Source organism: Sulfitobacter sp. 1A12157 (genome assembly GCF_043557345.1).
Lineage (GTDB): Bacteria > Pseudomonadota > Alphaproteobacteria > Rhodobacterales > Rhodobacteraceae > Sulfitobacter.
Genome location: NZ_JBIFFV010000007.1, coordinates 114,868 through 127,506, shown reverse-complemented (window position 1 = coordinate 127,506; position 12,639 = coordinate 114,868). Strand labels below are relative to the sequence as shown.

The following is a 12,639-nucleotide window of genomic DNA, read 5'->3' as shown; positions in this document are numbered from 1 at the left end:
GGATTTCGCCGCCGCAAGAAGCCGGGAGGCGCTTGGGCTGGCCCTAGAAAATGGCCCGCCTCACAGTAGATGCGGGCCATCGGCGTCACGCTTTGAGGCTACTTCACGCCCCCCACAGCCGCGTGCAAACCGGGGCGATCTCATCTTCGATCGCGGCCATTGCGTCGACGATCAGATCCTCGCGCCAGCGGCGGCCTGCGATTTGCACGCCGATGGGCTGCGGGCCTTGGGGCAGTTCCGCGATATGCGTGGGGATGTTGCCCGCAGGCAGGCCGGTGAAGTTCATCACGAAAGACCAAAGCCCCTTGCCCAAGACGTCGCGCACGCCTTCGCGGCCTTCGGTGTCGCGCCCGGCGGTGAAGAAGGGGGCGAACATGAAGGGGGTCAGCACGAGGGGGTAGTCCTTAAGAAACAGCGACCATTCGCGCGCGTAATGGGTGCGTTTGGCCAGCATGGCGAGCTGTTCGGTGCCTTTGAAAGGCGGGTATTCGGCGTAGTAATCCTCAAAGATCGCCTTCAGATCGTCGGAACCATGGGCTTGGATGTCCTCGCCCATCAGCGCTTCGACTTCGCCCATCAGGGCGCGATAGCCGTTCTTTCCGGCTTCATAGGCAAGGGGTGGTTCCACCTCTTCGACGGCGTAGCCTGCGTTGGACAGGGCAGAGGCGGCTTTGTCGAGCGCGGTGGCCACATCCGGATGCAGGCCAAAGCCGAAGTCATCGCGGGTGAAGGCCACGCGGATCGGGCCTTCGATCGCTTCGCCGCGCCAAGGCAGCGGCACATGGAAGGGGTCACGCGCGTCTGCGGCGATCAGGCTGGGCATCGACAGATGCAGGTCCGCCGCCTTGCGCACGATCAGCCCCTGCACCGACATGGATTGCGCCAAAAGTCCGCGCTCGGCCTTTTGGCTGGGGTTGTAGGCGGGCACCCGGCCCAGACCCGGCTTGACCGTCACCGCGCCATTGGCCGAGGCGGGGAAACGCAGGGAGCCGCCGATGTCGTTGCCATGGGCCAGCGCGCCGATCCCGGCCATGACAGCCGCCCCCGCCCCACCCGAGGAGCCGCCCGCCGAAAGGTGCTGCCCCCAGGGGTTGTGGGTGCGCCCGTAGAGCGGGTTGTCGGTATCGGCGCGAAAGGAAAACTCCGGCGTGTTGGTGCGCCCGATCACGATGGCACCCGCCCGTTTGAGGTTGCGCACCACCGGCGCATCCTCGGGCGCGATGATGTCTTTGAAGGCGGGCACGCCGTTGCTGGTGGCATGGCCTTTTTGGTCGACGTTGATCTTGATCGTGACCGGAACACCATGCAGCGGCCCTTTGGGCGCGTCGCTTTTGTCGAGGGCGGCAGCCTCGGCGCGGGCCTCATCGGCGAGGGTCTCGACCACTGCGTTCAAAGCCGGATTGACCTCTTCCATGCGGGCAATCGCCGCCTCGGTCGCTTCAACCGCCGAGAGTTTTCCTGCGCGGGTCGCGCGTGCGATTTCCTGCGCGTCCCATTGCCAAAGCGGTTTACTGTCGGTCATTCCGGTTCCTTTCGTTCGTGGTTTTCAAAGCCGCATCCGCGCCCTGATGTCGCGAACTTCGGAGAAAGAATTTAGCAACGCAAGTAAATTCGCGGCGAAACCCTTTGCCGAAGGCGGGGGTGACTATATTCGAGGCTTTGGGCCATCACCCGGCCATGATGGCACTGGCGGCCTCTATGGCGAGGGGGGCGGCCTTGGCGACAAATTCCTCCGGCGTGTATTCCGAGAGGGAGCCTGCGAGATGTATCGCGCTTAAGGGCGCGCCGTTCCGGTTGGTGATGGCGACGCCTACCGCCACCTCGCCCAAAGCATATTCATCGCAGACCACGGCAAAGCGGTTTTCGCGGGCGGTGCCAAGCTCGGCCATGATCGCTTCGGGGTCGGTCTTGGTGCTGGCGGTGAAAGGGTGCAAAGGTGCGCGGGTGAGAATTTCGCGCGCCGCGTCATCGGGAAGCTGTGCCAGCGCGGCGCGGCCGCCCGCGGTGCAAAAGGTCGGCACGCTATGACCCACGAGGGTGGCGAAAAAGGTCTCGCGTTTGCTTTGCATGCGCAGGGCATAGATCAGCCGCGTCTCGTCATAGAGGCTGAGATCGACCCGCTCGCGTAGGGATTTGCGCAGTTCCAGCAAGACGGGGGTGGCCTTCTGCACCACGGGGTCGAGCCGCAGCAGATCAAGCGTGTGATCCAGCAGGCGAATGCCCGGCAGGTAGCCGCGGTCATCCCCGCTGCGCCGGATATAGCCGAGTTTGGTGAGCGTATGGACCAGCCGTTGCGCCGCGGATCGGTCGATGCTGGCACTCTTGGCGATGTCGGAAAGGGTCATTGGCCCGGTCGCGTTGTGAAAGGCCCCCAGCACCTGCATTGCGCGATCTGCCGCCCGGACGAACAAACGGTCGTCCTCTGCCTGATTCTGCGCCGCCTGCGAGGCGTCTTCACGGAAAAATCTACTCATAAATGGCCTGTAGTTGACGAATCGTTAAAGCGCCGCTTACGCTTGCTGTGCACTATAGCTGTATTGCAATGCGATACACAATGGGCGTGGCCTTGCCGATGAAGGGGCCGAGAAGGCGAAGGAGACAGGTTTGGAAAGTGGTTCTGGAATGCGCGTGGCTGTTGCGGGCTTTCTGCACGAGACGAACACATTCGCCCCCAACCCGGCGGATATGCAGGCTTTTCAACTGGGCGGCGGCTATGTCCCCATGGTGCGCGGCGCGGCGATGTTGCCCGCCTTCGAAGAGGTCAACCTTGGCATGGCGGGCGCGCTGCGGGTGGGCCAAGTGCAGGGTTGGGAGATCGTTCCGATCCTCTGGGCGGGGGCGATCCCCTCGGCCCATGTCAGCCGCGACGCCTATGAGACGATTGCGGGCGAGATTATCGAAGGCATTCGGCAGGCCGGGCCGCTCGACGGGGTCTTTCTGGACCTGCACGGGGCTATGGTGGCGGAGCATCTCGACGACGGGGAAGGAGAGCTTGTCCGCCGTCTGCGTGCGGTCGTGGGGCCGGAGGTGCCGATCGCTACGGCGCTCGATCTGCACGGCAATATCTCTGAAGATTTCGTTGCGAATGTCGATGTGCTCGTCGGTTTTCGCACCTATCCGCATGTGGACATGGCCGATACCGGCGCCGCCGCGGCCCGTCAGCTCGACCGGATCATGACGACCGGCCAGCGTCCGGCCAAAGCCTTTCGCCAGATGTCGTATTTGGTGCCGATCCCGTTTCAATCGACCGAAATGTCGCCGGGGCGTGAACTCTATGAAGGGGTCGCCGCCTGCGAAGCTGCGGAGGCGCTTACGGCCAGCCTGTTCATGGGTTTCCCGGCGGCGGATATTCCCGATTGCGGCCCCGTTGCCGTCGCCTATGGCGAGACGCAGACCGTAGCAGATGCCGCCGCCGACAGGCTTGCCGCAGCCTATGAGGCGGCAGCGCCTGCCTTTTTGGAAAATGACGCCTATGACCCCGACAGAGCAGTGGCCGAGGCGCTGTCGCGTGCCGCCGGGCCGGGGCGGGGGCCTGTGGTCATCGCCGATACTCAAGACAACCCCGGCGCGGGCGGCGTCTCGGCCACCACGGGCATGTTGCGCGCCTTGGTGAAGGCCGAGGCGCAGAACGCGGCCATCGGGTTGATCGTCGACCCCGCCGCCGCCCAAGCGGCGCATCAGGCCGGGGTCGGTGCCGAGGTTAACCTGCGCCTTGGCGGCCATGCCGACATCGCGGATGACGCGCCATTTGAAACGACGGCGACGGTCCAGCATCTTTGCGACGGCACGCTGCGCGCGACCGGCCCCTATTACGGCGGCACGGCGCTGGACCTCGGCCCTTCGGCCTGCCTGCGCATCGGCGGGGTCCATGTCGTCGTGACCAGCCGCATCGCCCAAATGGCCGACCGCGAGATGTTCCGTTTTGTCGGTATCCAACCCGAAGAGATGGATCTTCTGGTGGTCAAAAGCTCCACCCATTTCCGCGCAGACTTTGCCCCCATCGCGCGCGACATTCTTGTCGCCTGCGCGCCGGGGCCGATGCCCCTCAATCCAGCCGATTTGCCCTTCACGCGCCTGCGTGCGGGGCTTCGGCTGTCCCCGAATGGCCCCCGTTTCGGGGCCGACGGTGCCCAAAGCGCACCACCTGACCATGGCGGCAAGACCGCCGTGGCCCAATAAAAACCAAAAGATCACCCAACAAGGGAAAACCACATGATACCTCTACGATCGGCACTGAAACAGTCGCGCGGACTTGCCGCCGCCTTTGCCGCGACCACGGCGCTTTTGGCACCCGGCTCTCTGGCGGCGCAGGATGGCGAAACGACCATCACCGCGGTCATGCACTCGGGCCTGCGGGTTCTCGATCCGGTCATCACCACCGCACATATCACCCGCAACCACGGCTATATGGTCTATGACGTGCTGACCGCCGTGGACGAAAATTTCGAGCCGCAGCCCCAGATGGCCAGCTGGGAGGTCTCGGATGACGGGCTCGTCTATACTTTCACCCTGCGCGATGGGCTGATGTTCCATGACGGCGCGCCGGTGACTGGCGAGGATGTCGTGGCCTCGCTCAAACGCTGGGGCAAGCGCGACGGCGGCGGCCAGTTGATCTTTGACGTGACCGAAAGCCTTGAGGCCAGCGACGAGAAGACCGTCGTCTGGACCCTGACCGAGCCTTTCGGCCCGCTCTTGTCGGTGATCTCCAAACAATCCGCCGTGCCGCCCTTCATCATGCCCAAGCGCGTGGCCGAAACTTCGGCGGATGAGACGATCACGGAATATATCGGCTCCGGCCCCTTCGTCTTTAACCAAGATGAATACGAGCCCGGCGTGAACGTCACCTATGAGAAGTTCGACGACTACGTGCCGCGCGATGAGGAAGCCTCGTGGATGGCGGGTGGCAAGGTGGTCAATGTCGACCGTGTGGTCTGGACCACGATGCCCGACGCACTCACCGCGATCAACGCGCTCTCGGCCGGAGAGATCGACTATCTCGAACAGGTGCAGATCGACCTGCTGCCGATCCTCGACGCCAGCCCCGAGGTCACGGTCGAGACCCGCGATGACCTTGGCTATGTGACCATCGGCCGGCCCAACCACCTGCACCCGCCCTTTGACAACAAACTGGTCCGTCAAGCGGCGATGGCGGCGCTGGACCAAGAATCCATGCTGCAAACGATGCAGGGCGACCCGGCCTATTACAACGTCTGCGGCGCGATCTTTGGTTGTTCGACTCCTCTGGGCGACGAAGCGGATGCCGAGATCGTGACCGGCGGCGCGGACCCTGAAAAGGCCAAGGCATTGCTCGAAGAGGCGGGCTATGACGGCACGCCCATCGTGCTGATGGCGCCGACGGATGTGATCAGCCTGATCAACCAGCCGGTGGTGGCCGCCCAAGCCCTGCGCGAGGCGGGTTTCGAAGTCGACATGCAGTCGATGGACTGGCAATCGGTCGTGCAGCGCCGCGCCCAGCAAAGCCCGGTCTCTGAGGGTGGCTGGAACATGTTCTTCACCAACTGGATGGTGCCCGAGATTTCGGACCCGCTGACCAACGTGATGGTCAGTGGCCGTGGCGACGAGGCGTGGTTCGGCTGGCCCGATGACCCCGAGATCGAAGAACTGCGTGCGAAGTTCATGAAGGCCGAAGGGCCCGAGGCGCAAAAGGAAGTGGCGGTCGAGATCCAGAAACACGTCATGGATAACGTCAATTACATCATGATGGGGGAGTATCTGATCCCGCAGGCGCGTCGCAACACGATCCAGAACATGCTGCCATCGCCCGTGCCGGTGTTTTGGAACATGACCAAAGAGGCGGAGTAATCCAGCCTCCCGGAGAGCGCGGCCATCGCGCTCTCCACCGTCATCTCTGCCCGCAGGCAGTGCCCCCGCGTCCGGGCCTGCCTTCTTTCCGCCGAAAGGGACCTTCCGGAAAATGCTCGTCTATATCCTGAAGCGCGTCTTGGCCACGATCCCGGTCATGCTGATCGTCGCCATCTTCGTCTTCCTCCTGCTGCGTCTCACCCCCGGTGATCCGGCAGCCATTCTCGCCGGCGATGCCGCCACTCCCGCACAGCTTGAACGGATCCGTGACCGTCTGGGTCTGAACGATCCGCTGCTGACACAGTTCTTCACATGGATCGGGCAATTGCTGCGCGGCGATCTGGGCGTCTCGCTTTTGTCGAACACCTCCGTGGCGGGCATGTTGGGCGACCGGCTGGGGCCGACCATCAATATCGCGCTGATGACCATCACCATTTCCGTCCTGCTGGCGGTGCCGATGGGGGTGATCGCCGCTTGGCGTCACCGCACATGGGTCGACTTTCTGGTGATGTCCTTCTCGGTGCTGGGCTTTTCGGTGCCGGTCTTCGTGATCGGCTATATCCTGATCCAAATCTTCGCGATCGAACTGCGTTGGGTGCCGGTGCAGGGCTACAAGGCGCCCTCGGAGGGCATCGGGCCGTTCTTCTCGCGCGCCATTCTGCCCTCGCTCACGCTGGCCACGATCTATGTGGCGCTTATCGCGCGGATGACGCGGGCCTCCATGCTTGAAGTGCTGGGCGAAGATTACATCCGCACCGCGCGGGCCAAGGGCGTGCGCGAGAATGTCGTGCTGTTCCGCCATGCGCTGCGCAATGCCGCCGTGCCGATCCTGACCATCATCGGCACCGGTTTCGCGCTGCTGATCTCGGGCGTGGTGGTGACCGAGAGCGTTTTCAACATTCCGGGCATCGGGCGGCTTACGGTCGATGCGATCCTCGCCCGCGACTACCCCGTCATTCAGGCGATGATCCTGCTGACGGCGGGCATCTACGTCTTCGTGAACCTCTTGGTTGACGTCTCCTATTCATTCTTCGACCCAAGAATCCGGTACTGACATGATCGAGCAACCCCAATCCCGTCACAGCGCCTTTCAGGTGCTGACCGGACTGCTTTCCCTGCCTGCGGGCGCAAGGGTCGGTATCGGCCCGCTGCTGGCGGCGCTTATCCTCGTGGCCATCGTGCTGGCGTCGATCTTGGCCCCGCTCTACGTGCCCTATGACCCGCTGGCGATGAACTCTGCCGCGCGGCTCAAGCCGCCTTCCGAAACCTATCTTCTGGGCACCGACCCCTATGGCCGCGACACGTTTTCGCGGGTGATGACCGGCGGGCGCGTGTCGCTGCTGATCGGCGTCGGGGCGGCCTTGGTCAGCGTCGCCATCGGCTTGGCCATCGGCCTTGTGGCCGGTTTCTTTCGGGTGGCGGATGGCATCATCATGCGGATCATGGACAGCCTGATGGCGATCCCCGCGATTCTGCTGGCCATTGCGCTGGTGGCGCTGAACGGGCCATCGCTCGGCTCGGTCATCATCGCCATCACGGTGCCGGAGGTGCCCCGCGTGGTGCGGCTGGTGCGCTCGGTCGTGCTCTCGGCGCGCGAGGAGCCTTACGTCGAGGCCGCCATCGCGCTCGGCTCGTCGATGCCCAAGATCCTGATCCAGCACCTGATGCCCAACACCATGGCGCCGCTGATCGTCCAAGGCACCTATATCTGCGCTTCGGCGATCCTGATCGAGGCGATCCTGAGCTTTTTGGGCGCGGGCGTCAGCACCGAGATCCCCACATGGGGCAACATCATGGCCGAGGGGCGGACCTACTTCCAGATCAAGCCGGGGCTGATCTTTTGGCCGGGGCTGCTGCTGTCGCTTTGCATCCTGTCGATCAACCTGTTGGGCGACACCGCGCGCGATCTGCTCGACCCGCGCATGAAGAAACGGGAGGGCTGAGAGATGCAGTTCAAGACCAAAGACTTCTCCGACGCGCGTGAGGTGCTCAAAGTGCGCGACCTGCGCATCGGGCTGGCCGGGCGGCCACAGGCGAAACCGGTGATCGACGGGATCGACCTGACGATCCGGGCGGGCGAGACGCATTGCCTGGTGGGGGAATCCGGCTCGGGCAAATCCGTGACCTCGCTGGCGGCCATGGGGCTTCTGCCAAAATCGGCGCTGGAGGTGCAAAGCGGCAGCATCACGCTGGATGATTTTGAGATCACCAGCGCGAGCCACGCGCAAATGCGCCAGCTGCGCGCGCGTCGGATCGCGATGATCTTTCAAGAGCCGATGACCGCGCTGAACCCGGTGCTGCGGGTGGGCGAGCAGATCATGGAAGTGCTCAATATGCACAGCGATCTGAGCCAATCGGAGGCCAAGAAACGCACGCTCGACATGATGGATCAGGTGCATCTGCCGGATGTGAACCGCATCTTCAGCGCTTTCCCGCACCAACTTTCCGGCGGGCAGCGCCAGCGCATCATGATCGCCATGGCGCTGATCCTCGACCCCGATCTGCTGATCGCGGATGAGCCGACGACGGCGCTGGACGTGACCACGCAGTTGCAGATCCTCAAGCTGATTGCCGAGATGCAGGAGCGCCACGGCACCGCCGTGCTCTTCATCACCCATGACATGGGCGTGGTGGCCGAGATCGCGGATACCGTGACGGTGATGCAGCAGGGCCAGATCGTCGAACGCGCGCCGATTGAAAAGCTGCTGACCAAGCCGGAGAAGGACTATACCCGCACCCTGCTGACCGCCGTGCCCAACCTCACCCCGCGTCCCGCAAGGGCGGCGGCTTCGCAAAGCGAAGTGGTGCGTGTGGCCGGGCTCGACATGACCTATGGCGGCGGCGGTTTTCTGCGCCGCAGCGAGGGTGTGAAAGCCGCGCAGGATGTCAGCTTTACCATCAAACCGGGGCGGACGCTGGGCATCGTCGGAGAGTCCGGTTCGGGCAAATCCACCGTGGCGCGGGCCATCATGCGGCTGATCGACCCGACAGCGGGCAGCGTGAATGTCGCGGGGACCGAGATTGCCAAACTCTCCCGCCGTCAGCTGCGCGATCACCGCAAACATCTGCAAATCGTGTTCCAAGACCCCTACCGCTCGCTCAACCCGCGTTGGACCGTGGCGCGCAGCCTTTGCGAAGGGCCGATCAACTTCGGCACCCCGCGCGAGGAGGCGATGCGCCATGCGGCTGAACTGATGGAATTGGTGGACCTGCCGCGCGATGCGCTCGACCGCTATCCGCATCAGTTCTCGGGCGGGCAGCGCCAGCGTATCGCCATTGCGCGGGCGGTGGCGATGAAGCCCGATCTGCTGGTCGCGGATGAGGCCGTCTCGGCCCTCGATGTAAGCGTTCAGGCGCAGGTGCTCGACCTTTTGGATGACATTCAAGAGAAGTTCGGCGTGGCCATGCTTTTCATCACCCATGACCTGCGCGTTGCCGCGCAGATTTGTGACGAGGTCTTGGTCATGCAGCGCGGGCAGGTCGTTGAATATGGCCCCGCGGGCGATGTGCTGTCCAACCCGCATCACGACTACACACGCAACCTGATCGAAGCGGCGCCGGGCCGCCATTGGGATTTTGCCAACTACCGCGCGCTCGGCAGCGCCACCATGACGACAGGAGCCACCGCATGACCGTCCTTCCCAAGATCGAAGCCTTCGCCGCCGATCTGACTGCCATCCGCCAAGACATCCACGCCCACCCCGAACTGGGGTTTGAAGAGGTCCGCACCGCGGGCATCGTGGCCGAAAAGCTGCGCGCCTATGGTGTGGATGAGGTGCACGAAGGGCTGGGCGGCACCGGGGTTGTGGGCATCATCAAGGGCGCGGGCGGCGGCAACCGCCGTGTCGGCCTGCGCGCGGATATGGACGCGCTGCCGATTGTCGAAGATTCCGGCGTGCCCTATGCCTCGACCAACCCCGGGCGGATGCATGCCTGCGGCCATGACGGCCACACCACCATGCTCTTGGGGGCTGCGCGCTATCTTGCGGAAACGCGGGATTTCGACGGCACCGTGGTGCTGATCTTTCAACCCGCAGAAGAGGGGTTGGGCGGCGCGCGCCGGATGCTGGAGGAGGGGCTTTTCGAGAAATTCCCCTGTGACGAGATCTACGGCATGCACAATGATCCGAATTCAGAGCCGGGGGTGGTCAATGTCACCCCCGGTGCGGCCATGGCGGGGGCGGCCTTTTTTGACATCACCGTCAAAGGCACCGGCAGCCATGCCGCCATGCCCCATCAGTCGCGCGATCCCATCGTCATCGGCACGGCGCTGGTGCAGCAGTTGCAATCTGTGGTCAGCCGCAACACCCCGCCGACCAAACCGATCGTGCTCTCGGTGACGAAGTTCAACGCAGGCTCGGCCTATAACGTGGTGCCGGATACCGCCAGTATCGCGGGCACGATCCGTTATTTCCATGAGGATGTGATCGAAATGGCGGAGGCACGGATGCGCGAACTCTGCGCAGGCATGGCCACAGCCTATGGGATCGAGATCGAGGTCGACATCCGCAATGTCTTTGACGTGTTGATGAACGACCCCGAACTGACTAGCGCCTATGTCGAAGCAGCCGCCAGCGTGGTGGGCGGCGAGAACGCCCATGTCTCGACCGAACAGGCCAGCGGGTCGGAGGATTTCGCCGATATGCTGAAAGTCGTGCCGGGTGCCTATTGCCGGGTGGGCCATGCGGGCAGCGTGCCTTTGCACAACCCCGGCTTCGTGCTGGACGACGCCATTCTGCCTGTCGGTGCCTCGATCTATGCGCGGATTGTTGAGACGCGGCTGCCAAAGGTCGGCGGCTGAACCCCTGCGCCAATTTTTCAATTTAAGCCAACCGCCCGCTGTCGCGCGGCGGAGGAAAGGATTTTGAACATGACCAACCCGCTTGATCTGCCATTTGATACCGAAGAGATGCTCACCGGGCTGCGCCCTTGGATCGAAACCGAAAGCCCCACATTCGACGGGGCGGCGGTGAACCGGATGATGGATGTGGTGCAGCATGATCTGGCGGTCTTGGGCGCGCGGACCGAGCGTATCCCAAGCCCGATGGGGTTGGGCGACAGCCTGCGCGCCGAGATGCCCCATCCCCGCGCGGGCGAGGGGGGCATCCTGCTTCTGGGCCATATGGACACGGTTCACCCCCTCGGCACCTTGGCGAGCCTGCCTTACAAACGCGAGGGCGAGATCTGCTACGGCCCCGGTCTGATGGATATGAAGGGCGGCAATTACGTCTACCTTGATGCGCTGCGCAAACTGCTGGCCGCCGGGGTCGAGACGCCGCTGCCGGTGACGGTGCTCTTTACCCCAGATGAGGAAATCGGCACCCCCGCCACCCGCCGCCTGATCGAGGAGGAGGCCAAGCGCCACAAGTATATCCTCGTGCCGGAGCCTGCCCGCCCCGACGGCGGCGCGGTGATCGGGCGCTACGCCATCGCGCGGTTCAACCTCCAGACCCGGGGCCGCCCCAGCCACGCGGGCTGGGCGCTCTCCGAAGGCCGCTCGGCCATCGCGGAGATGGCCAAAGCCGTGGGCACGATCGAAGGCATGACCACTGAGGATTGCACCTTCTCGCTCGGGGTCTTTCACGCGGGCCAATGGGTCAACTGCGTCTCCTCGGTCTGCGATGCCGAGGTGCTGACCATGGCGAAAACGCAAGAGCAGCTCGACGCGGGCGTCGAAAAGATGATGGCGCTGAACTCGGACGCGGGCGACGTGATCATGGAAATCAGCCGCGGCGTCACCCGCCCGGTTTGGGAGCCCGACCAGCCCGGTACGATGGCGATGCTCAGGCTTGCCCAAGACATTGGCGGCGAACTGGGGATCGAGATCACCGGAAGCTCCGCCGGGGGCGGATCGGACGGCAATTTCACCGGCTTCCTCGGCCTGCCAACGCTGGATTCGATCGGCGTGCGCGGCAAGGGGCTGCATACCTTGCAGGAGCATATCTATGTCGACAGCCTCACCGAGCGCGCGAAGCTGGCGGCGGGGCTGTTCTGTCGCTTGACGCCTTGAGGTATGTGGGGGGGAGGCAGAGGTTCTGCGCGACACTCCCCGCATTGATGCGCTGATCTGCAACGCCGCCATCGCACAGGTGCCAAATCGCCAGTTGACCAAGGCAGGCCACGAAAGTCAGCTCGGCACCAATCACTACGGCCACTTCCTGCTTTGCGGCTTGCTCTTCGACCGGATCGACAAGAGCGGTGGCCGGATCGTGGCGGTGGCAAGCCTTGGCTACAAGATGGGCCTGCGCACCATCCAGTTCGACGACATGAACTGAGATAAGAACTACCGCGCCAACCCGGCCTATAGCCAAAGCAAGCTGGCACAGATAATGTTTGCCTATGACTTGCAGGACCGTGTCGCGCGGACGGGGAGGCAGGTGGCGGTCTATGTCTGTCACCCCGGTGCCTCGGCCACCTCTTTGATCCGCACCTGCGGCGGGCCGATGACCCGGTCCACTTGGTGGCTGATGTCGAAATTGCCGATCGTTCAAACGGCGGAGCGCGGCGCCTATCCCGAGGTCATGTGCGCCACTGAGGACGGGCTAGAGCAGCGCGCGCTTTATGGCCCCACAGGCCGGATGGAGATAGTCGGCCCGGTCGGGCGCGGCAGGTTGGAACCCTATGCCTATGACAAAGAGACGATGGTCAGGCTCTGGGCGCGGTCCGAGGTGGAAACCGGCTTTCGCTGGGCTGTTTGAGGGCGGGCGGAGCCTGTCGCCGCCCCGCTTAGAACGCAGCCAGTCAGCCCCGCAGTAGGGTGTCGATTTTTGCGGCGTTTGCACAATAAAGTTGCACTCGGCGAGTCCCTTGCGGACA

11 protein-coding genes are annotated in these 12,639 nt (G+C 63.8%); 9 read left to right on the top strand and 2 right to left on the bottom strand.

Translation table 11 applies throughout. From position 1 onward, the window contains the following. Positions 1–103: 103 nt before the first annotated feature. Together ACGYLC_RS13155 and ACGYLC_RS13150 are read right to left on the bottom strand one after the other, a co-directional pair. On the bottom strand, positions 104–1,522 hold the full coding sequence (locus ACGYLC_RS13155) for an amidase (protein WP_394423287.1): 1,419 nt from the start codon (positions 1,520–1,522) through the stop codon (positions 104–106). Between the two features lie 145 nt (positions 1,523–1,667). After that, entirely contained in the window at positions 1,668–2,474 is an 807-nt protein-coding gene (locus tag ACGYLC_RS13150) for an IclR family transcriptional regulator (RefSeq protein WP_394423286.1), read from the bottom strand. Positions 2,475–2,622: 148 nt separating this feature from the next. On the opposite strand from ACGYLC_RS13150, the gene ACGYLC_RS13145 reads away from it, so the two are divergent. The 9 genes from ACGYLC_RS13145 to ACGYLC_RS13105 all read left to right on the top strand — a co-directional run bounded on the left by ACGYLC_RS13145 (position 2,623) and on the right by ACGYLC_RS13105 (position 12,521). Then, positions 2,623–4,179: a M81 family metallopeptidase gene (locus tag ACGYLC_RS13145; protein WP_394423285.1), complete on the top strand. Its 1,557-nt coding sequence runs from the start codon at positions 2,623–2,625 to the stop codon at positions 4,177–4,179. 33 nt (positions 4,180–4,212) lie between these two features. Continuing rightward, a complete protein-coding gene (locus ACGYLC_RS13140; protein ID WP_394423284.1) occupies positions 4,213–5,823 on the top strand; it encodes an ABC transporter substrate-binding protein in 1,611 nt (536 codons plus the stop codon). 112 nt (positions 5,824–5,935) lie between these two features. Beyond that, positions 5,936–6,877, top strand: coding sequence for an ABC transporter permease (locus ACGYLC_RS13135; RefSeq protein WP_067266948.1), 942 nt, complete (start codon positions 5,936–5,938; stop codon positions 6,875–6,877). A gap of 1 nt (position 6,878) precedes the next feature. After that, complete coding sequence (locus ACGYLC_RS13130; RefSeq protein WP_394423283.1) at positions 6,879–7,766, top strand: ABC transporter permease; 888 nt, start codon at positions 6,879–6,881, stop codon at positions 7,764–7,766. Positions 7,767–7,769: 3 nt separating this feature from the next. Continuing rightward, complete coding sequence (locus tag ACGYLC_RS13125) at positions 7,770–9,455, top strand: ABC transporter ATP-binding protein (protein WP_394423282.1); 1,686 nt, start codon at positions 7,770–7,772, stop codon at positions 9,453–9,455. After that, positions 9,452–10,624 (top strand): M20 aminoacylase family protein, encoded by a 1,173-nt coding sequence (locus ACGYLC_RS13120; RefSeq protein WP_394423281.1) that lies wholly within the window; start codon positions 9,452–9,454, stop codon positions 10,622–10,624. The genes ACGYLC_RS13125 and ACGYLC_RS13120 overlap by 4 nt, the downstream gene beginning before the upstream one ends. Before the next feature lie 69 nt (positions 10,625–10,693). Then, positions 10,694–11,833, top strand: coding sequence for a M20/M25/M40 family metallo-hydrolase (locus ACGYLC_RS13115; RefSeq protein WP_394423280.1), 1,140 nt, complete (start codon positions 10,694–10,696; stop codon positions 11,831–11,833). Positions 11,834–11,858: 25 nt separating this feature from the next. Further along, positions 11,859–12,098, top strand: a complete 240-nt coding sequence (locus tag ACGYLC_RS13110) for an SDR family NAD(P)-dependent oxidoreductase (RefSeq protein ID WP_394423346.1) — start codon at positions 11,859–11,861, stop codon at positions 12,096–12,098. A gap of 54 nt (positions 12,099–12,152) precedes the next feature. Beyond that, a complete protein-coding gene (locus ACGYLC_RS13105) occupies positions 12,153–12,521 on the top strand; it encodes a hypothetical protein (protein WP_394423279.1) in 369 nt (122 codons plus the stop codon). The last annotated feature ends 118 nt before the right edge of the window (positions 12,522–12,639 follow it).

Bases quoted from the DNA above. Each gene is read 5' to 3' on its own strand.
- ACGYLC_RS13155 (WP_394423287.1), bottom strand. From the start codon at position 1,522: ATGACCGACAGTAAACCGCTTTGGCAATGGGACGCGCAGGAAATCGCA.
- ACGYLC_RS13150 (WP_394423286.1), bottom strand. From the start codon at position 2,474: ATGAGTAGATTTTTCCGTGAAGACGCCTCGCAGGCGGCGCAGAATCAG.
- ACGYLC_RS13145 (WP_394423285.1), top strand. From the start codon at position 2,623: ATGCGCGTGGCTGTTGCGGGCTTTCTGCACGAGACGAACACATTCGCC.
- ACGYLC_RS13140 (WP_394423284.1), top strand. From the start codon at position 4,213: ATGATACCTCTACGATCGGCACTGAAACAGTCGCGCGGACTTGCCGCC.
- ACGYLC_RS13135 (WP_067266948.1), top strand. From the start codon at position 5,936: ATGCTCGTCTATATCCTGAAGCGCGTCTTGGCCACGATCCCGGTCATG.
- ACGYLC_RS13130 (WP_394423283.1), top strand. From the start codon at position 6,879: ATGATCGAGCAACCCCAATCCCGTCACAGCGCCTTTCAGGTGCTGACC.
- ACGYLC_RS13125 (WP_394423282.1), top strand. From the start codon at position 7,770: ATGCAGTTCAAGACCAAAGACTTCTCCGACGCGCGTGAGGTGCTCAAA.
- ACGYLC_RS13120 (WP_394423281.1), top strand. From the start codon at position 9,452: ATGACCGTCCTTCCCAAGATCGAAGCCTTCGCCGCCGATCTGACTGCC.
- ACGYLC_RS13115 (WP_394423280.1), top strand. From the start codon at position 10,694: ATGACCAACCCGCTTGATCTGCCATTTGATACCGAAGAGATGCTCACC.
- ACGYLC_RS13105 (WP_394423279.1), top strand. From the start codon at position 12,153: ATGTTTGCCTATGACTTGCAGGACCGTGTCGCGCGGACGGGGAGGCAG.